We start from the raw sequence: 24,614 nt of genomic DNA, 5'->3' as shown, positions 1-24,614 counted from the left end.
AACTCCTTTAAACCTGTTATCGAGAGAAATGATGAACAGTGAGCTACGTAGTTTTTCCATCAAGTCGCTCCCCGCGCTGACCCTGGCCGCGCTGCTCGCCAGCCTGTTGCCGGGGCTGGCGCAGGCGGCTGAACCGCTGCAGCCGGGCAAGGTGTTCAAAGACTGCAAGGACTGCCCGGAAATGGTCGTGCTGCCCACCGGCACGTTCACCATGGGCACCCCGGAAGACGAAGTCGGCCGCGAACCGGACGAAGGCCCGATGCACCCGGTGACGTTCGCCAAACCGCTGGCCATCAGCCGCTTCCAGGTCCTTCGGGGCCAGTGGGACGCCTACCTCAAGGACACCGGTTATCAGATGCCCGACGGTGATGATCGCGAGGGCCGCGCGTGCAAGGCCGGGATTCCGGATTATGCGGGCAGCGACCCGCGCAAGCAGTACACCGACAGGCATCCGGCCGTGTGCATGGACTTCGCCGAGGTCAACGCGTACGTGGCGTGGCTCTCGAAAAAGACCGGCAAACAATACCGTCTGGTCAGTGAGTCTCTGCGCGAATACGCCGCGCGTGCCGGCAGCACCGGACCCTTCCCGTTCCCGTTCGATGAGGGCAAGGAATACAGCATCGCCAAACACGCCAACACCTACGGCGCGGCCGATGGCTACAACTTCACCGCACCGGCCGGCAGCTTTCCGGCCAACGCCTTCGGCGTCTATGACATGCACGGCAACGTCTACGAATGGACGGCCGACTGCTACAACGAAAACTACGTCGGTGCCCCGAGTGACGGCAGCGCGTGGCGGAGCGGCGACTGCACCATCCAGCGCATCCGCGGCAATGACTGGGGCGAAGCGCCGGTGTTCTCGCGTTCCGGCAACCGCAACGCGGTCTACCCCAAAGTGCGGGGCGACTGGCTGGGCTTTCGTGTAGCCCGCGACCTCTGATCCACCCCGGCGTCGGCCATCGGGTCGACGCCCTCCCGGTTTTTCTCGAATCATCGCCCCCAGCGGCCTCCAAAAGCGGAATCCCCCCCATGACCACTAAATCCCGTGGCGCCATCAGCGAAGTTCTCAGTCTGCTCAAGCCCTATTGGCTGGTGGTCATGATCTCGATCATGCTCGGCATGGTCGGCGGCCTCAGCGTCACGGCGTTGCTGGCGACCATCAATGACGCCCTGAACGCCAACGGCAGCCCGTCGCTGGGCGTGCTCGCCAGTTTCGCCGGGCTCTGTGCACTGGCACTGTTGAGCTCGATCCTGTCCGACATCGGCACCAACCATGTCGGCCAGCACATCATTGCCGGACTGCGAAAATCCCTTGGCGAAAAAGTCCTGCTGGCGCCGATCGAACAGATCGAACGCTTCCGCAGCCATCGCCTGATCCCGGTGCTGACCCACGACGTCGACACCGTCAGCGACTTCGCGTTTTCCTTCGCGCCGCTGGCCATCGCCTTCACCGTCACCCTCGGTTGCCTGGGTTACCTGGCCTACCTCTCGGTGCCGATGTTCGCTCTGTTGCTGGTGGCGATCATCATCGGCACCGTCGTGCAGTACGTCGCCCGGGCCAAAGGCATCAAGGGTTTCGAAGCCGCCCGTGAAGCCGAAGACGAACTGCAAAAGCACTACAGCGCCATCGCGGCCGGTGCCAAGGAACTGCGCATCCATCGCCCACGCCGTCAGCGCATGTTCAGCCAGCGCATCGAAGGCACCGCCGATTACATCTGCAACACGCACATCCGTTCGATCAACACCTTCGTGGTCGCCAAGACGTTTGGCTCGATGCTGTTCTTCGTGGTGATCGGCCTGGCACTCGCCCTGCAATCCTTCTGGCTGGGCACCGACAAAGCGGTGCTCAGCGGTTTCGTGCTGGTGCTGCTGTACATGAAAGGCCCGCTGGAATACCTGGTGACCACCCTGCCGGTGGTCAGTCGCGCCAACATCGCCTTCAAACGCATTGCCGATCTGGCGGAACAGTTTTCCTCCCCGGAACCCCACCTGCTGCTGAGCGACACCGCCAGCGCCAAACCGGTGGTCGAGCATCTGGAACTGCGTGACGTTCACTACGCCTTTGCCGCCGTGGACAACAACAAACCATTCACCCTCGGCCCGGTCAATCTGTCGATCCGTCAGGGTGAAATCGTGTTCATCGTCGGCGAGAACGGCGGCGGTAAAACCACCCTGATCAAATTGCTGTTGGGGCTGTATGCGCCAAAGGGCGGGGAAATCCTGCTCAACGGTGCGCCTGTGGTGGCCGAGAACCGTGACGATTACCGTCAGTTGTTCACCACGATTTTTGCCGACTACTACCTGTTCGACGAACTGGTGCAAGGCGATCAACAAGTGCCCGAGGACGCCAACCGCTACCTCGAACGCCTGGAGATTTCGCACAAGGTCAGCATTCGCGATGGCGCGTTCAGCACCACCGACCTGTCCACCGGCCAGCGCAAGCGTCTGGCCCTGCTCAACGCCTGGCTGGAGGAACGTCCGGTGCTGGTGTTCGACGAATGGGCAGCGGATCAGGACCCGGTGTTCCGGCGGATTTTCTACACCGAGCTGCTGCCGGAACTCAAATACCTGGGCAAGACCATCATCGTGATCTCCCACGACGACCGTTATTTCGACGTCGCCGACCAACTGGTGCGCATGCAAGGCGGCCAGGTCATCAGCGAAAAAGCCCCGGCAGCCGTCTGCTGAGCCGGGCCCGCCCCTGTCGAGTGTTAAGAGAAAGCCATGAACGAACTTCTTGATGATGACCTGCTGGCGCTGCTGTTGGCCGATGCCGACGCCGTCGAGCCAGACCCGGTCGCCACCCGCCGCGCGCGCCTGGACCGGGCGCCGCTGTCGTACGCCCAGCAGCGCCTGTGGCTGGTGCAGCAACAGGCACCGGCGAATGCCGCCTACAACTTGCCGCGCGCCCTGCGCCTGGACGGTGACCTCGATCCGCAGGCGCTGGAAACCGCGCTCAACGCGGTGATCGATCGCCACGACATCCTGCGCAGTGCGTTTCGCGAAATCGACGGCGTGCCGACCCAGGTGGTCGAGCGCCAGACACGCCTGAACCTCAAGCGCCAGGACCTTTCCTCGCTGGATGAGGACACCCGTCGCCTGCACCTGGAACAACGCTTGCAAACCCAGGCCCTGCAACCGTTCGACCTGAGCCGCGCACCGCTGATCCGCACCACCCTGGTCAAGACCGCCGAGCGTGAACATGTGTTGCTGCTGAACATGCACCACATCGTGTCCGACGCTTGGTCCAACGCAATCCTCATGCAGGATCTGGCGCGCGCCTACGCGCAGGCCAGCGCCGGCCTCAGCCCGGTACTGAGCGAGTTGCCGATCCAGTACAGCGACTACGCGCAGTGGCAACGCAGCGAGTACCTCGACGGCGTGGCCTGCAAGCGCGCCGACCATTACTGGCGCCAGTACCTGGGTCGAGAACTGCCGGTGCTTGAGCTGCCGGTCGATCATGCCCGCGCCGAAGGCCAGCAACACCTGGCCGGGCGTCATTCCCTGAGCCTTGCGCCCACAGCGCTGCAAGCCCTCAACCGTTTCTGCCAGCACGAGGGCCTGACCCCGTTCGTGCTGGCGATGGGCGCGTGGCAACTGCTGCTCGGCCGTTACAGCCAGCAGCGCGAATTCACCGTCGGCGTGCCCAATGCCAGCCGCAACCGCAGTGACAGCCAGGAACTGGTGGGCTTTTTTGTCAGCAGCCAGGTGTATAAGGCGACGCTCGACGGTCAGCAACCAGCGCGGGATTTTCTCCAAGCCTTGCGCGCGCACTCGCTGGCGACACTGGAACACGCCGATTACCCGCTGGAGTTGCTGTTCGATCAACTGCAACGCGGCAGTGCGACCTCGCTCAATCCGCTGTTCCAGGTGTTGTTCAACTGGCGCACGGGCGGCGGCGAGCCGGCGGCCGTGGAATGGGGCGGGCTGAACCTGCAATTTCTCGATGCCGGCGAAAGCCAGGCCAAGTTCGACCTGTCGCTGGACATCGACTTCAGCCCGCAGAACCTGCAAGCCACGTTCGAATACAGCCGCGACCTCTACACCCCCGCCACCATCGAGCGCTTGGCCCGGCACTGGCAGCAATTGCTGCTGCAACTGATCGCCCGCCCCGATTTGCGCCTGGACGAGTTGCAGTTGCTTGATGCCGAAGAGCATCGGCAGACCCTCGCCGAATGGAACCCGCAGCAGACCCGAATCGCCCCGTCGCTGTGCCTGCACCAGTTGATCGAAGCGCAGGTCGCGCGCAATGGCACCGCCATCGCCCTGACCTTCGGCGAACAACAGGTCAGTTACGCCGAGCTCAACCGCCAGGCCAACCGTCTGGCCCACCGTTTGATCGCCAACGGTGTCGGCCCGGACGTGCTGGTGGGCATCGCCGCCGAGCGCTCGCCGCAGATGCTGATCGGCCTGCTGGCGATTCTCAAGGCCGGTGGCGCCTATGTGCCACTGGACCCGGCCTACCCGGCTGATCGCCTGGCCTACATGATCGAAGACAGCCGCATCGACTGGGTGCTGACCCAGTCCCATCTGCGTGAACAATTGCCATTGCCGGCCCACGTGCGCTGCGTGCTGCTCGACGACGCCACGAACCTGAGCGACGCCGCCGAGCACAACCCCGACGTGGCCGTGCAGCCGGACAATCTGGCGTACGTGATCTATACCTCCGGCTCAACCGGCAAACCCAAGGGCGCCCTGCTCGCGCATCACAACGTGGTGCGCCTGTTCGAAGCCACCAGCGGTTGGTTCGGCTTCGATCAGAACGATGTCTGGAGCCTGTTCCATTCCTATGCCTTCGACTTCTCGGTCTGGGAGATCTTTGGCGCGCTGCTGTACGGCGGTCGCCTGGTAATCGTGCCCCACGCCGTCAGCCGTTCGCCGCAAGACGTCTACACGCTGCTCTGCGAGGAAAAAGTCAGCGTGCTGAACCAGACGCCGTCGGCGTTCAAACAACTGATGAAAGTCGCCTGCGAAGCCGACCAGCCGTTGACCCAGCAGCTGCGCTACGTGATTTTCGGCGGTGAGGCGATCGAGGTGAAAAGCCTGCGCCCCTGGTTCGAACGCTTCGGCGATCAGGCCCCGCAACTGATCAACATGTACGGCATCACCGAAACCACGGTTCACGTCACCTACCGGCCGCTGTCGCTGGGCGACCTGAATATCGAGTCTGCCAGCCCCATCGGCGTGCCGATTGCCGACCTGTCCTGGTACCTGCTGGATGAAGGCCTCAACCCGGTCGCCAAAGGCTGCACCGGCGAGTTGTACATCGGTCGTGCCGGGCTGGCCCGGGGTTACCTGAACCGCACCGACCTGACCGCCACGCGTTTCATCCCCGACCCGTTCGACAGCGTTCCGGGTGGGCGTCTGTACCGTACCGGCGACCTGGCGAAATACTGCAACGACGGCAGCATCGAATACGTCGGACGGATCGACCATCAAGTAAAAATCCGTGGTTTCCGCATCGAACTGGGCGAGATCGAAGCGCGTCTGCTCGATCAGCCGCAGGTGCAGGATTGCGCGGTGCTCACCCACGACGGCCCGAGCGGTCTGCAATTGGTGGCCTACGTCATCGCACCGGATTCGACGGAACTGCGCGACACCCTGATCGCTGCTCTGCGGGCGCAATTGCCCGATTACATGGTGCCTGCGCACCTGTTGTTCCTTGAGCGCTTCCCGTTGAACGCCAACGGCAAACTCGACCGCAAGGCCCTGCCGGAACCGGATGCCAGCCTCTGGCAACGAACCTACGTGGCGCCGGGCAATCCGCTGGAAGAAGCGCTGGCCAGTCTTTGGCAGCAATCGTTGAACATCGAGCGCGTGGGGACGACCGACAACTTTTTCGAGTTGGGCGGCCATTCGATTCTTGCGATCCAGTTGATCGCTCAACTGAAGGCGCAGCTCGACATCGAAGTACGTCTGCAAGAGCTGCTGGCCCACCCGACCATCGCCGAACTGTCCGCTTTCGTCGCCCGCCAGCATTTCGCAACCGCGCAATGCGTGGTCGAACTCAACAACGCACCGGCCGACGCACCGGCACTGTTCTGCCTGCACCCCAGCGGCGGTATCGTGTTCTGCTATCAGCCACTGGCCAAACGCTTGAACAACCGGGCGAAAGTCTACGGCGTGATGCATCGCGGCTTCTCGCAGCAACACAACAACGCGCAAACCTGGTCGGAGATGATCGCCGACTACAGCCGTGAAATCGTCGACACCCAGCCGCAGGGGCCTTATCACCTGATGGGCTGGTCGCTGGGTGGTCCACTGGCCATGGACGTGGCCGCGACACTGGAGTCTCAGGGTCATGAAGTGGCGTTTCTGGGACTGGTCGACGGTACCGTGCCGGCTTCGGCCTTCCCTGCCGACCTGCCACGCTTCCAGCGAGCGGATGACGAAGCGCTCGGCGTCACCTCGGAAGAAGTGCTCGACGCCGTGCACTACTTCAACCTGCTGTTCCCGACCCTGGCACTGCGCACCACCGCCTACCTGCAAACGTCGCCGCATGGCAGCGTCAAAGACTTCTATGACTGGGCGGCCGGTCAGGTCGAGCCGGGGCAAGGTGACTTGCTGGCCACCGTGCAGAACATCAAGAGTGAAGTCATGAACGCCCAGGCGTTCTCGGTCCACGAGCGTCTGGTGGAAGCCTTCGAGGCCTTCACCTACAAGTCACTTCGGGTCAAACCGAGTTGCTGGTGGGCGGTGCCGGAAAAAACCGCAGAGGAACTGGCCTTCAGCCAGGCGCTGATCCAGCGCTACAGCCAATCGGGCGAACTGAACTGCTCGCAGCTGTCACCACTGGAACACCGCAGCATGATCTTCCAGGATGAATTGCTCGAACCCCTGATCGACACTTTCCTGAGCAACAGTCGAGTGCACTAAGCCCTCCGCGCAAGCCCCAAAAACCCCGTCAATCCTTGATTGACGGGGTTTTTCTTTGGAGGGCCTTTCGTTCATCTGCCGCAGAAACCAGGCGCCGTCGATTTCTTCCGGGCAATAAAAAACCCGGCCTGCAATGACAGACCGGGTTCGGGTATTACCGGTGGATCAGAACTGCGGTTTGTACGTCACGCTGAACATCACGTTACGCGGATCGCCGTAGTAGCTGTTGCTGTTGATCTGGGCGAAGGCCGGAATGATGTAGCGCTTGTCGAACATGTTGTTCAGGTTGACGGCCAGGTTGACCTCGTCGGTAGCCTGGTAGGCAACGCGCGAACCCCAAATGGCAAAGCCCGGCAGATCGAAGCTGCGGTCGAAGCTGACCGTGCTGCTCTGGGCATTCACGCCGGCACCGACGCTGACCTTGTGGAAATCACCCGGCAGGGTGTAGTCGCCCCACAGGCGGAACATGTGCATCGGCGTACCGGTGGCGAAGCGCTTGCCCTTGAGGTCGGAGTCTTCGAGGAACTTGGTAGTGTTGTAGGTATAGCCGCTGGAAATCTGCATGCCATCGAACAGTTCGCCGGCGATTTCCGCTTCCAGACCCTGGCTGCGAACCTTGCCCGACGCTGTCGAGCAGTACCAGCCGTTGCAGGCCTCCGGCCCTTCGATGTCGGTGGTCAGGTCAGACACGGCGCGGTTTTTCTGGATGTAGCGGAACAACGCCAGGGACGTGTTGAAGCGGCCATCCATCAGCTCGCCCTTGATACCCAGCTCGTAGTTGGTGCCTTCGATCGGCTTGAGCGCGGTCTTCTCTTTGGTCAGCTGGGTTTGCGGAATGAACACTTCGGCAACGCTGCCGTAGGCCGACCACTGTTCGTTCAGCGCATACACCATGCCGACGTAAGGCGTTACACGGCCGGTGCTCTTGATCGAGTTCTTCTCGCCGCCTTCCTGCAGTTCGCGGGCGAAGTAGTTGTCCTGGTCGAAGGAGAAGTCATACCAGCTGGTACGCGCACCGAGGATCAGGGTCAGCGGGTCGGTCAGGTTGATCCTGTAACTGCCGTAGAGGCCTTTCTGGCGAACATCGTAAGTGCTCACGGCCAGGTTGGCGTTGTCGGCGATCATGTCGAACGACTGCTGCGGACGGTTGTGATCGATGTCGAAAATGTCTACGCCCGGCGTGAACTGGCGAGCGTATTTGTCATCGCTGGTGAACTTGGAGTAGTTGGCACCCACGGTCAGGCCTTGCTTGAAGCCGAAGCCTTCAAACTGACCGTCGAGGTAGATGTCGAACGCACGGTTCTTGTTGGCGAAGTCAGTCGAGTAATCGGAGAAACGCGGGCCGGTGCTGCCGCCCACCGGAACCACGCCGGCAACGAACTGATAAGTCGCCTCGTTCGATTCGTTCATGGCGATGGCCGACGCTTTGACTTTCCAGCTGTCGTTGAAGTGGTGTTCAAGGTCGGCGTACACCGCGGTCTGGTCGTTCATCGAACGGTTCCAGGTTGCACCGGTGTAGGTCGAGCGCGGCAGGTTGATGTTGCTCGCGTCGGCGTAGCGCGGCAGGCCCAGCAGATACGGACGGCCGTGGCTCTTCTTGTTGCTGAAACCGATGCCGAGCACGGTGTCTTCGTCCAGGTCGAAATCCAGGGCGCCGTACACGGTCTGTTCCCAGTTCCAGGCGTAGTCGGTAAACGAGTGGTCTTTTTCATAGTTGACCACTGCACGACCACGGATGGTGCCGGCATCGTTCAACGGGCCACCGACGTCAGCCTGGGAGCCATAACGATCCCAGCTGCCCGCCTTGGCGGTGAGGGTCACGGTCGGTTCGGCCTGGCCACGTTTGCGCACCATGTTGATCGCGCCGCCCGGGCTGTTCGCGCCTTGCAGCAGACCGGCCGCGCCACGGATCACTTCCATGCGGTCGTAGATCGCCATGTTTTCGGTGATGTAGCTGCCCAGCGCATACACGTTGCGCGGGATCGGCACGCCGTCGTACTGGATCGCTTCGATGTCGAAACCACGGGAGTAAATGAAGATACCCGGGCCTGGCGACTTCAGCGCGGTCAGGCCGGTGGTGGCTTCGACGGCCTGGGTCAGGTTGCTGATGTTCTGGTCATCCATGCGCTTGCGAGTCAGGACGCTGACCGACTGCGGGATGTCCTTGAGTTTTTGCTGGCCCTTGCCGATGGTCACGGCACCGGTGGTGTAGGAATTGGTGCCTTCGGTGGTGGTGCCCAGCGCGGTGGCGTTGATCGTGGTGGCACCCAGTTCCAGACCTTTGGCGCTGCCACTGCGCACCAGCATCAGGGTGTTGCCTTCCACGGTGAAACGCACATCGGTGCCGCGCAGGAGCTGGCCGATGGCCGACTCCGGGGTCATGTTGCCTTTGACTGCAAAGCTCTTGAGGCCCGCCAGATCATCGGCGCTGTAGATGACCTGCATGTTGCTCTGCTCGCCAAACGCTTGCAGCGCCTGTGGCAGGGACTGTGCCGCGATATTGAAGGCTTTGTCTTCGGCCTGGACCTGAGCACTGAGCGGCAGCAGGCACGCCATGCCCATCCCCGCCAGTACAGAGCGCGAGCGCAACGTTCGGGAAATCACCAGGGCCTTGAACAGGGGTTTCAATTCGTGAATTGCGGACATTGTGCTCTCTATTATTGGTCGAAGTGGAAAAGCCTGCGGGCCGCCGAGCGCCCCTCGAAATGCACACCCGCGTGCCGGGATCGTTCAATCATGTGAATCGATCGACTGGCCCCTCCCCGGGCAGCAGTCGCCCGCGCAGTGGCGCGAGCCGGTCATGGGTTGCGTAAGAAATCCGTTTGTTGCCGCGTGAAAACCTGACTGAAAAGGCCCTTTTTCGAGTCATTTCACGCGCTTACGTTAGTAAGACGGAGCAGACCGGAAAAACCGGAATGCGTTTGTTTATCATTTGTGAAATAAATTAAAAAAAACCGTCGCACTGAGGCGACGGTTTTTCCTGGGCGGACAGTTAAACGTCCTGGGCCACCTTGGCGGCTTGCAACTGCCGGGCCTTTTCGGTCAGCAGGGCTTTTTCCTCGGGGCTCATGGACTCAAGACGCACCCGCGCCTGAGCCAGTTTGTCCAGTTGCCCGGGACTCGCTTCCTGGCCACGCAACGCTTGCGCAAGCCCGGCCACGGTCGGATGGTCGAAAACCACACCCGGGTGGATTTCGCACTGCAACAGCTTGCGAATACCCGCAACCAGTTTGATCACCAGCAACGAATGACCACCGGCGGCGAAAAAGTCGCGTTCGATGCTCAGGCGATCCTGCCCGAGCAGCTGCGCCATGCGCCCGGCCAGCAAGGTTTCGAGAGCATCACGCGGCGCGACGTAATCGTCGTCGACACCTTGATCGGCCAGTTGCTGCAAGGCCTTGCGATCGATCTTGCCGTTGGCCAACCGTGGCAGGCGCTCGATGAAGCGAATCTGCTGCGGCACCATCACCGCCGGCAGTTGCTGCGCCAGTTGCTCACGCAGACTGTCCGCCGCCAGGGATTCGCGGGCCACGACAAACGCCTGCAAACCTTGCTCAGAACTGTCCCCGGCAATCACCACCGCTTCCTGCACGGATGGCTGGCGCAGCAATTGCGCCTCGACTTCCGTCAGCTCGATGCGGAAACCGCGCACCTTGATCTGATGATCGCGCCGCCCGTGCAGGACAATCGCGCCTTCAGGCGAGTAGCGCGCAAGATCGCCGGTGCGATACAGGCGTTCACCGTTGATGAACGGGTTGTCGATCAACAGTCCCGCCTCGGCTTCGACATTGACGTAGCCGCGAAACAGCTGCGCACCGCCGACATACAACTCGCCGACGACACCGACCGGCGCCAATCGCAGCTGCGCGTCGAGCACGTACACCTGATTGTTGTCGAGCACCTGGCTCAGCAGACCGGCGCCCTGCCCCGGCGCAACCTTGTGCACCATCACGCCGACCGTGGTTTCGGTCGGGCCGTAGTGGTTGAACACCTGGCAATCGCCACGCACCTGCGCGATGCGCTGGATCAGCGGTGCGGCAATCGCCTCCCCGCCCAGCACCAGAGTTCGCGGCAAACGCGGCGTGTCGCTGTCGAGCAGCGCAGCCAGATGCGACGGCACGATTTTCAGGCAGTCGACGGCATGCTCTTGCAGATAGCCGGCGAATGCCTGTGCATCCTGCATGCATTCATCACTGGCCACGTGCAGCGCCGCCCCGTTGAACAGCGCGCCGAACAACGTGGTGTTGCCCAGATCCGCCGCCACCGTGGAGGTCAGACCGAAGTGCCGGTGACCGTCCAGCCCCAGTGCCGTGCTGACACTGGCGGTGTAATTGAGCAGATGACGGTGCTCGATCAACACGCCTTTCGGAGTACCGGTAGAACCCGAAGTGAACAGCACGTAAGCGAGATCGCTGCCTTGTGTTTCATGGGCCGGAACCGGGACTGCATCCGCTGCCAGCAATTGATCGATAGAACGCACCGGCAGCACGCTGTCGTGCCATTCAGCGATCTGCGCGGCATCGGTCAACAACAGGCCGGCACGCGCTTGTTCGAGCATCAGTTGCTGACGGGCCAGCGGCCATTGGCGATCCAGCGGCAGATACGCCGCGCCGACTCGCCAGATCGCGAGCATCGCCACCACCAGCGCCGCCGAACGCGGCAAAGCCAGCGCGACGATCGAATCACGGCCCACACCCTCGGCATGCAACCCCGCCGCCAGTCGTTCGACCTGCGCCTGCAACTGCGCGTAATTCAGGCGGCCGGTCTCATCGGTCAGTGCCAGCGCTTCTGGCGTGGACTGCGCCCATTCGGCGATGCGTTGCGGCAGCAACGGGGTATCGGCCCAGGAATGCGCCGACGGATTGATCGACAGCAAGCGCTGACGCTCGGCCTCGGTCAGCAGGCTGATCGCATTCAGCGGCGCGTGTGCGTCGGCCACGAGTTGGCCCAGCAGCGTGACGTATTGATCCAGCAGCACTTGCATCGACGCCGCACTGTAGCGCTGCGCGGCATATTCCAGCGCCACCGCGCTGGCCACGTTTTCCGCGTTCAACTGCACTTGCAACAGCAACTCGAACACGCCACCACGCCCGGTCTCCACCCGTTGCGCTGTGCAGCGAGTCGCGCCGATCGCCACCGGCTGTGCCTGACGATGCAACGCAAAACCATAGGCCGGGCGCGCAGCCGCAGGTTGCAGTTCAGGGGCCCAGTATTCCTGCCAGAGCCGATGTTCTTCCAGGCGCGCGGCGACTGTCGGCAGCCATTGCGTGAATGACTGTTCGGCATCCACAGGCAGATTCAGCGGCAGGGTTTTCTCGAACACGCCGATTGCGCCAGAGAAATACTCATAGTCTTCACGACCATCGTGGCGCCAACCCATCAGCACTTCATCGCGACCGCTCAAACGCGCCAGCAGCAACCACCAGGCACTTTGCATCAGCACTGCAACCGGTTGTGCAACGGTCTGCGCCAGACGTTCAAGCCCCGCGACCAATGAAGCGTCGAGTGGCTTGCTGAGGCTCGCCGAATCAGCGCCCGACACCGTGGATTCGCGCGCCGCCAGCCAAGGCGTCGACAGGGTCGCATCGACGCCATTGAGTTGTGCCTGCCAATACGCCCGGGCGGTCGCGGCATCCTCGTCGAGGATCACTTCGCTGCGCCATTCCAGGTACTGACCGAACTCGCCTGCCTCTTCGTCTTCAGGCCACTCACGCTGTTCATACGCGCGCAGCAACTGCTGATAGACCAGCGTCAGCGCGTTGTCGTCCAGACTGTGACGGGCCGCGCCCAGCAGCAGCGTCCAACGCTGTTCGGGCAGCGCGTACAACACCGCTTGCACACCGACTGACTCGCCGGGCACAAAGGCGCGCTGCGCCCATTCGGTCAATTGCGCCTGAATCTCCGCTTCGCTGGCCGGTGCGTTTTGCACCGTCAGCGGAAAGCGCTCGGCGACGTCGGTGAACTGGCGCAGGCCATGAAAACCCGGGGCCTTGGCCAGCCGGGCCAGCAACATCGGTTGCTGTGCCAGCACCTGGTCGAAGGCCGCTTGCAGGCGCGCCACGTCGAGCTCGCCGGAAATATCGATGCGCAGGAAACGTGCGGCATCGGCCCAGCATGCAGCGCCAGGCAGTTGATCGCAGAGCATCTGTTGCTCGGGGGTCAACGCCTGCCCCACGTCCTGTTGTTCCATCACCACCTCGTTCATGCCTCTGTTCCTTCGGTTGCGCGGACCGGCTCGCCACGGGCGCCTTGCAAGTCGCTGTGGTCGAACATGTCACCCATGGCCACGACAATCTTGCGCGGGCCTTCGAACGGATCGCGGGCATGCGCCACCAACATGTTGTCGAGCAGAATGGCGTCGCCCTTCTGCCAGTCGAACCGCACGGCGCAGGCTTCGTAGAGCTCACCGATGCGCTGCATCACTTCGTCTTCGATCGGCGTGCCATCCCCGTAGTAAACGTGGCGCGGCATGCGCTCCAGACCGAACATCGACAACAGGTCTTCACGCACATCCGGCTCCAGCCAGTAGATGTGGTGCAGTTGCACCTGGTTGAAGAACGATTTCGCACCGGTCACCGGGTGGCGAATGATCGCCGGGCCCGGGGTGCGGGTTTGCAGTTCGTCGTTGTCCAGCCAGCGCCATTCGATACCGCCGGCCCGGCAACGGGCCTCGACTTCGGCGCGGTCTTCGGTCTTGAAGAAGTGCTGCCACGAAACATCCAGTTTGTCGGTGAAGGTGCGCACATACAGCAGGCCCTTTTCCTCGAACTTGTCGCGCAGATCCGCCGGCAGTTTTTCGTACATCAAACGGCAATCCACCACCGGCGTCGCGCCGCCAACCGGTGCCGCCACTTCGCAATAGAACATCTGCTTGCGCGGCCAGCGGTCCTGATGGGAGCTCTCGTTGTGGAACAGAATCATCTTGCGTTCCGGGTATGGCGTGGAGCGGTAGGTGTTCTTGCCGCCCTCTTTCTTCGGCAGATCGCCGTACTGGCCGTACAAGCCGGGCTGGATCGCTTCGGCGAAGGCTTCGAAGCCCTGAATGCCATCGAGCTCAAAACCGCGAAACAGGATGCCGGCGTGGGTGGCGAGCTTCGCCTCGATCAGCGGCCGGTTGTTCTTGATCCATTCGATCAGGTCCAGTTGCGGCTCGTTCGGTTCCACCAGCAGCGGGAACGGTTGTGGCGCCGCCATCAACGATTCACGCACCGGCGCCGGGCGTGCCTTGGCCACCGGGGCGGCGCCGCGCTTGAGGAATTTGCCCAGCTTGTCGGCCTTGGGTCCGGGGGCAGACGGCCGGGTGGCCGCTGCTAAATTGTCGACTGGCATTCTGATAGCTCCCAATTGAATGTCCTGATCAGCGACGATCTGTTCCAACAGGGCTATCCAGGCCTTGACCAGGTACTGAATGCGCTCATGTCCGAACAAGCTTGTGGCGAATTGCCAATTACCCAGCAATTGCCCTTCTTCTTCGTCAACGAACAATGCCATGTCGAATTTAGAATGGGTCTCCAGCGACGGCAGCGCTTCGACGTTCAAACCGCCCATGGCCTGGGTGCGGCCCGGCAGGTTGTTCATCACGAACAGCACCTGCACCAGCGGGTTCATGCCCTTGTGACGGGGCACGCCCGACGCATCGACGATCATGTCGAACGGCAGGTCCTGATGCTCCAGCGCTTGCAGCAGCGTGTCCTGGGTCTGCGTCAGGAAGCCGCTGAACGAGGCCTCACTCGCAAACCGCGAACGCAGCGGCAACACGTTGACGAAGAAGCCGATCAGACGCTCCAGCTCCGCCCGCTCACGCCCGGCCACGTCGGCACCGACCAACACGTCGGCGCCTTCGCTGACCCGGTGCAGCAATATCTGGAACGACGCCAGCAACGTGCTGTACAGCGTGACACCGGCCCGTGAGGCCAGCGCCCGGACGTCACGGCTCAACTGCGCACCGAGGGCAAACTGCACCGCGTCGCCAGCGTAGGACGGCGTCGCACCGCGCGGGTTGTCCAGCGGCAGATTGAGCTGGCCGTTGTAGCCCGCCAGTTGTTCTTTCCAGAACGTCGCCTGCTGCCCGAGCACGCCCTGTTGTTCCAGCGCCTGTTGCCACAGGGCAAAGTCCGAATACTGCACGGCGAGGGCCGGCAAGGCATGCGGTTCGCCGGCGCTGGCGCGGTCGTAGATTTCCACCAGCTCGTTGATCAACACACCCATCGACCAACCATCGGAAATGATGTGGTGCATCGAATACAGCAACACGTGCTCGCCCGGGCTCAGGTGCAGGATGCGTCCGCGCAACAGCGGCGCCTGCTCCATGTCGATCGGCGTGTTGGCGTTGTCGAGGACGGCTTGCGCCACCTGTTCTTCCTGATCGCTGCGCGACAGGCCGGACAGATCGATCAGCGGGAAATCCAGCTCGACCTCATCGACGATCACGGCAATCGGATCGCCTTCGTCGTCCTGCACATAGGCCGTGCGCAACACCTCATGGCGACGCACCACCTCGGCAAAACTCGCCAGCAGGCGCTGCACCGACAAGTCACCGCGCAAACGCAACGCCATCGGCATGCCATAGGCGGACGTGTCACCGGACAATTGCTCGGCGATCCACAAGCGGCGCTGCACCAGCGACAACGGCGCGCTGCGCTTGGCGCCGTGCGCCTTGAGCTCGACCTGACGTGAATCGAACGCCGCCAGCTCGGCCCCGACATTGGCCTGCATGACCGCCGCCAGATCCTTGAGCACCGGCGCACCGAACAGATCGCGCAGGCTCAGCGTCAGACCGGTGACCTTGCGCAAGCGCGAGACGGCCTGGGTCGCCAGCAACGAATGACCGCCGGCCTCGAAGAAATGCGCGTTGCGCCCGATCTGCTCGCGCTCCAGCACGTCCTGCCAGACCTGAGCGATCTGTTGCTCCAGTTGGCCCTGTAGTGCGACGAAATCTTCGCTCGACACCTGGCTGTCCGGCAGTGGCAAGGCCTTGCGATCCAGCTTGCCGCTCGGGCCGATTGGTAATTGCGCCAGCAGCAGGACATGGCTTGGCTGCATGTAGTCCGGCAGGCTGCTTTTCAGCCCGTCGCGCAGTGTTTGAAGCAGCGCTGCATCAGCGTTGCTGGCCAGTGATTCGTCGTGCGGCACGACGTAAGCCACCAGTTGCTGACCACCCGCCCCCGGCTGCGCCAGCACCAGCGCCTGACGCACACCGGCCTGACGCAGCAAGCACGTTTCGATCTCGCCCAGTTCAATGCGGAAACCACGCACCTTGACCTGATGATCGAGACGCCCGACGTATTCGATCAAACCGTCAGCATTGACCCGCGCCAGATCGCCGGTGCGATACAGCCGCCCGCCCACCGTGCTGAACGGGTCAGGCAGGAAGCGATCGGCCGTCAGGTCAGGACGCTGGAAATAACCCCGCGCCAACAGCTCGCCACCGATCAGCAATTCGCCCACCACACCTTGCGGCACCGGCAGCCCGGCGCTGTCGAGGATATGAATCGTGCGCCCTGCCAGACCGTGACCGATCGGCAATGCCGCCGGCAGCGGCTGGCCGCCCTGCACGTAGTCGACGCAGTCGAGCACGGTGCTGGTGACCGTCGCTTCGGTCGGACCATAAGCGTTGATCAGTTGCACCTGCTCAAGCCCTGCTCGCTGATACGCCGCGATGCCTTGCGGCGGCATGGCTTCACCGCCCACCACCATCTGGCGCAGACGACCGTAGTCGCGCGGGCCGTGGTCGGCAAAGTCCTGCACCACCACGTTCCAGTAGGCCGTGGTCAGGTCGGCGATGCTGATGTCCCAGTCGATAATTTGCTGATACAGGGTTTCGCTGTCCCACACCTCGTTGCCGCGCAACACCACCGCCGCGCCGCAGATCAGCGCCGGGTAGACCTGCTCGACAAAACTGTCGAAGTTGAACGTCGCAAATTGCAGCACCCGATCACTGGCCGACAGGCCTTTGTAGGCTTCGGACACACGGGTATGTCGCGCCAGCGTGGCGTGGCTGATGCCCACGCCTTTCGGGCGCCCGGTCGAGCCGGACGTGAACATCACGTACGCCAGGCTTTGCCCATGCACGACAGGTGTCGGGTTGCTGTCGAGCAACGGCCACGCATCGCCGTCCACCGTCAGCGTGCGCACACCGGCCACCGCGGGCAGCCGCTCCAGCAGGTGTTGCTGGCTGAGCATCAGGCGCAGGCCGCTGTCTTCGATCATCGCCAGCAGCCGGTCGGCCGGGTAACCAGGGTCCAGCGGCACATAGGCGCCGCCCGCCTTGAGCACGGCCAACAGGCTGATGATCATGTCCATCGAACGATCAACCGCAATCCCCACCAGCACATCGCTGCCGACGTTGTGTTGCAACAAGCCGTGGGCCACGCGGTTGGCAGCCGCATTGAGCTCGGCGTAATTCAGTTGCCGGTCTTCGAATATCAGGGCAATGGCGTCCGGGGTTTGCGCCACTTGCTGTTCAAACCACTGATGCACGCAATGTTCGCTGGCCGGCGCGTCGATGGCGGGGAGCATCGGCCCGGCCGCCAGTGCCAGTTCGCCGAGACGGGTCGACGCCGGTGCCTGCACCATCTGCTGCAACAGGTGATCGAGCTGGGTCGCCAGTTGCTCGACCGAACGCCCGTCGAATTGCTCACGGTCGAAACTCAGGTGCAGCGACAGCTGGGCGTCGAGGCTGACCGCCAGGGTCAGCGGGTAGTTGGTCTGTTCGTGATTGGCTACTTCGCCAAAGCGCAGATCCTGCGGCGCACCTTGTTGCAGCGCTTCGGACACCGGGTAGTTTTCGAACACCAGAATGTTGTCGAACAGCGCTTCACCGCCCTGCCCGGCCCAGCGCTGAATCTCGAACAGCGGCGTGTGTTCCTGCTCGCGCAGTGCGAGGTTCTGCGCCTGTACCTGTTGCAACCAGGCACTCAGCGTTTGCTCGGCACGCGGACTGGCGATCACCGGCAAGGTGTTGATGAACAGGCCGATCTGTTGCTCGACGCCGGCCAGTTGCGCCGGACGCCCGGACACGGTCGCACCGAAGCTGACGGTGTCGAGCCCGGTGAAGCGTTGCAACAGCAACAGCCAGGCACTTTGCACCAGCGTGTTGAGGGTGACTTTATGGCCACGGGCAAACTCGTTGAGCTGGCGGGTGCGCACCTCGTCCAGCACATGGAAACGCTCACCATGACCCTTGACCGGCTGCACTGCGGTAAACGCGCGCGCCAGTCGGGTCGGCTCTTGCAGGTCGGCCAGTTGCGCGTTCCAGAACGCTTCGCTGACGTGCGCGTCCTGTCGCGACAGCCACTGAATGTAATCGCGATAACGACCCGCGCCACCGGCCGGTGGCTGACCGCTGTAGCGTTGCAGCACTTCGCCGAGCAACTGCGAATTGCTCCAGCCATCCATCAGGATGTGATGGCTGGTGTAGATCAGGCGGCAGGCATCGGCAGCGGTACGCACCACCCGCAGACGCAACAAGGGCGCGGCGCCCAGTTCGAAACCTTGCTGCTGTTCGGCCAGCGCCAGGGCGGCGATGGCTTGCGGCAGGTCCGCGTGGTCACGCCAGTCGAGCACGCTGAACGGCACGGTCAGGTGCTTGTGGATGACTTGCACCGGACGCTGGAATTCACCGTCCCAGACAAAGCTGCTGCGCAGCACATCGTGGGCATCCAGCGCGTCTTGCCACGCCGCACGGAAGCGTTCGATGTCCAGGCCTTGAACGTCGACGCACATCTGATTGATGTAATCGCCGGCCTGTTGCTCGTACAGGGTGTGGAACAACATGCCCTGCTGCATTGGCGACAGTGGATAGATGTCTTCGATCTGTTGCGGTGCCAGTGCCAGCGAATCGAGCTGCATCTGAGTCAGGTGCGCCAGCGGGAAGTCCGACGGCGTCACGCCGTGGTTGTCGATCTGGCAACAATGCTCCAGCAATACCTTCAGTTCCTGCGCGTAGGCATCGGCCAGCGCCTGAATGGTCGCGGTGTCGAACATCTGCGAACTGAACGTCCAGCCGACACTCAACTCACCGCCATACACCTGACCGTTGAGCGTCAGCCAGTTACCCAGCGCCGCCAACGGGCTCTGTTCGGCGCCGGCCGGTTCGTTGGCCGGGCTGAACAGCGCGCCACCATCGTCAGCGAAACCGGCATCGAACTGACCCAGGTAGTTGAAGGTGATGCGCGGCATCGGCAACGCTTGCAGGGTCTGACGCGCCGCGTCGTCGCCCAGATAACGCAGCGCACCGAAACCGATGCCTTTGGCCGGAATCGCGCGCAGTTGCTCCTTGATTGCCTTGATCGAACCGGCGAGATCACCAGTCGGGGTCAACCGGACCGGGAACAGGCTGGTGAACCAGCCCACGGTGCGGCTCAGATCCAGTTCATCGAACAGGTCTTCACGGCCGTGGCCTTCGAGCTGAATCAGGGTCGATTCGCTGGCGGTCCAGCGGGAAATGACCCGCGCCAGCGCGGTCAGCAACAGGTCGTTGACCTGTGTGCGATACGCCGCCGGTGCCTGTTGCAGCAGTTGGCGGGTCTGCTCTTTGTCGAGGCGGGTTTCGACGCTCGCGGCGTAGCGGTTTTGCAGCGCGCCATCCGCGTGATCCAGCGGCAGTTCAACCTTCGCACCTTGCAACTGCGCCTGCCAGAAACCCAACTCCGTTTGCAGTGCCGGGCTGGCGGCGTAGGTTTGCAGACGTTGCGCCCAGGTTTTCGCAGCGCTGGTCTTGGCCGGCAGTTTGAGTGCCTGACCGGCCTGCAACTGCTGATACGCCTGTTGCAGGTCTTCCAGCAGAATCCGCCACGACACCCCGTCGACCGCCAGGTGATGGATCACCAACAACAAGCGCTGGCTGCCATCGGCGAGGGTCGCCAACAGTGCCCGCAACAACGGGCCGTTTGCCAGATCGAGGCTGCGTTGCGCCTGTTCGCCCAGTTGTTCCAGCGCGGCATCATCCGCCACCGCGTGTTGCCAGAGCAGCGGTTCGGCGCCCGGTGCACGGTGAGTTGCAGACCACTGACCGTCACGCTGACTGAACGCCAATCGCAAGGCGTCGTGCTGCACCAGCAGCGCCTGCAACGCTTGTTCGACGTGGGCGGCCTCCAGCGTTTCGCGCGGTTTGAGCAACACCGACTGGTTCCAGTGATGCGGCTCGGCCATGGCGCTGTCGAAGAACAATTGCTGGAACGGCAGCAACGGACTGTCGCCCGTCACCGGGCCCTGATCAATGCTCGGACCGGCCACACCGACCTTGGCCACGGCTGCCAGACTCTGCACGTTCTGGTGCAGGAACAGATCCTTGGGACTGAAATGAATCCCGGCCTGACGCGCGCGGCTGACCACCTGAATCGAGATGATCGAGTCACCGCCCAGCTCAAAGAAGTTGTCGTGAATGCCCACCTGCTCCAGGCCCAGCACGTTCTGCCAGATCGCCACCAGCGCTTGCTCGATCTCGCTGGTCGGCGCGCTGTAGGCTTTCTGGCTGACGCTCAGATCGGCCTTCGGCAGAGCTTTGCGCTCGAGTTTGCCGTTGGGGCTGACCGGCATCTTCGCCAGCAACAGCCAGTGTTGAGGGATCATGTATTCCGGCAGGTTCTGGCTCAGGTGTTCCTTGAGACGGCGCTGGAAGGCCTGACGACGATCATCGTCCGCCTCAAGCAGCGACTCATCGTTCGGCACCACATAACCCACCAGCAACGAACCGTCCTGAGCGATGACCACGGTTTCACGCACGTCATCGTGCTCAGCCAGTCGCGCCTCGATTTCGCCCAGCTCGATGCGCAGGCCACGGATCTTCACCTGATGGTCCATACGCCCGGCGTACTCGATCACACCGTCGGCGCGATAGCGCGCCAGGTCACCGGTGCGGTACAGGCGCTGACCGTCACCGAACGGACTGGTGACAAAGCGCTCGGCAGTCAGCGACGGACGACGGTGATAACCACGGGCCAGGCCTTCGCCGCCCAGATACAACTCGCCGATCACACCGACCGGCAACGGCGCCAGGCTGTTGTCGAGGATGTAGGTGCTGAGGTTGGCAATCGGCTGACCGATCGGCACGCTGTCGCGACCTTCGTCGCGGCACGTCCAATGGGTCACGTCGATGGCCGCTTCGGTCGGGCCGTAGAGGTTGAACAACCCGGCGTTCGGCAGTTTGGCGAACACTTGCTGTTGCGCATCGACCTGCAACGCTTCGCCGCTGCACACGATCCGCGTCAGGCTGGTGCATTCGACCACCGCTGGGTCTTGCAGGAACGCCTGCAACATCGACGGTACGAAGTGCAGCGTGGTGATGCGCTGTTCGGTGATGACCTGAATCAGTTGCGCCGGATCACGGTGCGCGCCCGGAGCCGCGACCACCAAGGAGGAGCCGGTCATCAACGGCCAGAAGAACTCCCACACCGAGACGTCGAAACTGAACGGGGTCTTTTGCAGCACGCTGTCATCGGCTGTCAGCTGATACGCTTGCTGCATCCAGCACAAACGGTTGACCAGTGCCGAATGGCGGTTGCCCGCACCTTTCGGTTTGCCGGTGGAGCCGGAGGTGTAGATCACGTAGGCGAGGTTTTCCGGATCGATGTTCAGCTCCGGGTTGGCTTCGCTGCGACCTTCCAGCCAATCACCTTCCTGATCCAGCACCAGACTGCGCAGCCCGGCCGGAACCGGCAGTTGCGCCAGCAGATGGCTTTGGGTCAGCAGCAAGGCAATGCCGCTGTCCTCGAACATGTAGGCCAGACGATCCTGCGGATATTCAGGGTCCAGCGGCAGGTACGCACCGCCAGCCTTGAGAATCGCCAGCAGGCCTACAACCATCTCCAGCGAACGCTCGACCGAAATCCCGACCAGCACTTCCGGGCCGACACCGTTTTCGATCAACACCGCTGCCAATTGATTAGCGCGGGCATTGAGCTGGGCGTAAGTCAGACGCTGTTCACCAAACACCAGCGCCAAGGCGTCCGGGGTGGTGCGTACCTGATCCTCGATCAACGAATGCACGCTGCGCGACAGCGGGTATTCGGTGGCGGTAGCGTTCCAGCCTTCGACAATCAAGTCGCGCTCTGAACCATCGAGCAACACCAGTTCGGCCAGCGGACGCGCCGCGTCGGCCACGACGGCTTTGAGCAGGTTCAGCCAATGCCCGGCGAGGCGCTGGATGCTGCTCGCCTCGAACAGATCAGTGGCATAGGTAAAGGACGCATCCAGGCCTTCCGGGCTGTCGCCGGTGTCCAGCGCCAGATCGAACTGCGCGGTCCGGTGTTCCCAGCTCAGGCTTTGCAGGTTCAGCCCCGGCAATTGCGCGACGAGATCGGACTCGGCTTCGGTGCGGTGGTTAAACATCGCCTGGAACAACGGGCTGTGGCTCAGATTGCGTTCAGGCTGCAAGGCATCGACCAGTTGCTCGAACGGCAGGTCCTGATGCATCTGCGCGGCAATCGAGGTGTGCTTCACCTGTTGCAGCAACCGGGCGAAATCCAGTGCCGGATCGAACTCGGCCCGCAGCACCTGGGTGTTGACGAAGAAGCCGATCAGTCGCTCGATTTCCAGACGATTGCGGTTGGCAATCGGCACCCCGACGCGGATATCCGACTGACCGCTGTAACGGTGCAACAGGGTCTGGAACGAGGCCAGCAGCAACATGAACACGGTCACGCCTTCACGCCGCGCCAGCGCCTTGAGTGCGTCACCCAGCGCCGGTTCGAAGGTCACGTTCAGGCGTGCACCGCGAAAGCTCTGCACGGCAGGACGCGGATGGTCGGCCGGCATTTCCAGCAGCGGTTGTTCGCTGCCCAACTGGGTCTTCCAGTACGTCAGCTGGCGTTCGCGCTCGCCGTTGTCCATCCATTCGCGCTGCCACACCGCGTAATCGGCGTACTGCACCGCCAGCGCCGGCAACTCGGCCGCGCGGCCCTGACTGAACGCCGCGTAACAGGCGATCAGGTCTTCGATCATCACCTGCATCGACCAGCCATCGGAGACGATGTGGTGCAGGGTCAGCACCAGCACATGGTCGGTGTCACTGATGCGCAGCAAGGCCACACGTAGCAACTCGCCCGCCAACAGGTCGAACGCCTGCTGGGTCTGTTGTTCGACGAAGGCTTTGATCTGCTCATCCGTGGCGTTGGCCAGCGTCTGCTCGTGCAACGCCACCTGCCCGCTCGGCCGGATCACTTGCTGCACGCGCCCGTCGGTATCGACAAACGCCGTGCGCAGGCTTTCGTGGCGCTGGATCAGCGCCTGGAAGCTTTGCTCCAGTGCCGCACGATCGAGTTCGCCGCGCAGGCGCAGCGCGGTGGGAATGTTGTAGGCGGCGCTTTGCGGGTCCATCTGCCACAGGAACCATTGACGTTCCTGTGCGTAGGACAGCGCCAGCGGTTGCTCGCGGCTGACCTGTGGAATCGGGGTTTGCGTGGCCTGTTGATCTGCATCGAGGACACGGACAAACGCTTCCAGGCTGCTGTGTTCGAACAGCGTGCGCAGCGGCACCTGAATATCCAGCGTGCGGCGGATGCGCGACACCACTTGGGTCACCAGCAGCGAATGCCCGCCCAGTTCGAAGAAGTTGTCGGTCAGGCCGACGCGCTCGAGCTTGAGCACGTCCTGCCAGATCGCCGCGACGTGTTTTTGCAGTTCAGTCTGCGGCGCCACAAAGGTGTTTTGCAGGGTGCTGGCATCAAACTTCGGCAACGCCTTGCGTTCGAGTTTGCCGTTGGGGCTGACCGGCATTTTTTCCAGCCAGACCCAGTGCTGCGGCACCATGAACTCCGGCAGACTCTGCCCCAGATGCGCCTTGAGCTCGAGGTTTTTCGCACTGCGCGTGGCGTCATCCGCATTCAACAGCGCTTCATCGTCGGGCACCACGTAGGCCACCAGCAACGAACCGTCCTGAGCGATGACCACGGTTTCGCGCACGTCATCGTGTTCGGCCAGACGCGCTTCGATTTCACCCAGTTCGATACGCAGACCCCGGATCTTCACCTGATGGTCCATGCGCCCGGCGTACTCGATCACGCCGTCGGCGCGATAGCGCGCCAGGTCACCGGTGCGGTACAGGCGCTGGCCGTCACCGAACGGACTGGTGACGAAACGCTCAGCGGTCAACGCCGGACGACGATGGTATCCACGGGCCAGGCCTTCACCGCCCAGGTACAGTTCGCCGATCACGCCGACCGGCAGCGGAGCCAGGCTGTTGTCGAGGATGTATGTGCTGAGGTTGGCGATTGGCTGACCGATCGGCACGCTGTCGCGGCCTTCGTCGCGGCACGTCCAGTGGGTCACGTCGATGGCCGCTTCGGTCGGGCCGTAGAGGTTGAACAACCCGGCGTTCGGCAACTTGGCGAACACCTGCTGCTGCGCATCGACTTGCAAGGCTTCACCGCTGCACACGATCCGCGTCAGGCTGGTGCATTCGGCCACCGCCGGGTCTTGCAGGAACGCCTGCAACATTGATGGCACGAAGTGCAACGTGGTGATGCGCTGTTCGGTGATCACCTGAATCAGTTGCGCCGGATCACGGTGCGCGCCCGGCGCGGCGACCACCAACGATGAACCGGTCATCAACGGCCAGAAGAATTCCCACACCGACACGTCGAAACTGAACGGGGTCTTTTGCAGCACGCTGTCATCGGCTGTCAGCTGATACGCTTGCTGCATCCAGCACAAACGGTTGACCAGTGCCGAATGGCGGTTGCCCGCGCCTTTCGGTTTGCCGGTCGAGCCGGAGGTGTAGATCACGTAGGCGAGGTTTT

The 24,614-nt window shown here is 62.7% G+C and carries 6 protein-coding genes (1 of these 6 running past the window's edge); 3 read left to right on the top strand and 3 right to left on the bottom strand.

Annotated features, from left to right (window positions below; all coding sequences use genetic code 11):
• The first annotated feature begins 31 nt into the window (after positions 1-31).
• From pvdO to AC1RR7_RS21080, 3 genes are all read left to right on the top strand, one after another.
• Positions 32-940, top strand: coding sequence for a dihydropyoverdine dehydrogenase (gene pvdO / locus AC1RR7_RS21090; protein WP_096821156.1), 909 nt, complete (start codon positions 32-34; stop codon positions 938-940).
• An 89-nt stretch (positions 941-1,029) separates the two neighbouring features.
• Entirely contained in the window at positions 1,030-2,688 is a 1,659-nt protein-coding gene (locus AC1RR7_RS21085) for a cyclic peptide export ABC transporter (protein WP_085732444.1), read from the top strand.
• Between the two features lie 36 nt (positions 2,689-2,724).
• Complete coding sequence (locus AC1RR7_RS21080) at positions 2,725-6,876, top strand: amino acid adenylation domain-containing protein (protein ID WP_493158352.1); 4,152 nt, start codon at positions 2,725-2,727, stop codon at positions 6,874-6,876.
• 165 nt (positions 6,877-7,041) lie between these two features.
• On the opposite strand, the gene AC1RR7_RS21075 is transcribed toward AC1RR7_RS21080, so the two are convergent.
• The 3 genes from AC1RR7_RS21075 to AC1RR7_RS21065 form a co-directional block, all read right to left on the bottom strand.
• Entirely contained in the window at positions 7,042-9,522 is a 2,481-nt protein-coding gene (locus AC1RR7_RS21075) for a TonB-dependent siderophore receptor (protein WP_493158351.1), read from the bottom strand.
• A gap of 346 nt (positions 9,523-9,868) precedes the next feature.
• Complete coding sequence (locus tag AC1RR7_RS21070) at positions 9,869-13,081, bottom strand: non-ribosomal peptide synthetase (RefSeq protein ID WP_493158349.1); 3,213 nt, start codon at positions 13,079-13,081, stop codon at positions 9,869-9,871.
• On the bottom strand, positions 13,078-24,614 hold the 3' portion of the coding sequence (locus AC1RR7_RS21065) for a non-ribosomal peptide synthase/polyketide synthase (protein WP_493158348.1). It continues 1,969 nt past the right edge of the window; the window shows 11,537 of its 13,506 coding nt (coding positions 1,970-13,506); its start codon lies beyond the right edge, outside the window — the gene reads right to left on this strand; it ends in the stop codon at positions 13,078-13,080. The genes AC1RR7_RS21070 and AC1RR7_RS21065 overlap by 4 nt, the downstream gene beginning before the upstream one ends.

The organism is Pseudomonas sp. GW821-FHT11G12, assembly GCF_058808055.1.
This window is presented reverse-complemented; position numbering and strand designations above follow the sequence as displayed.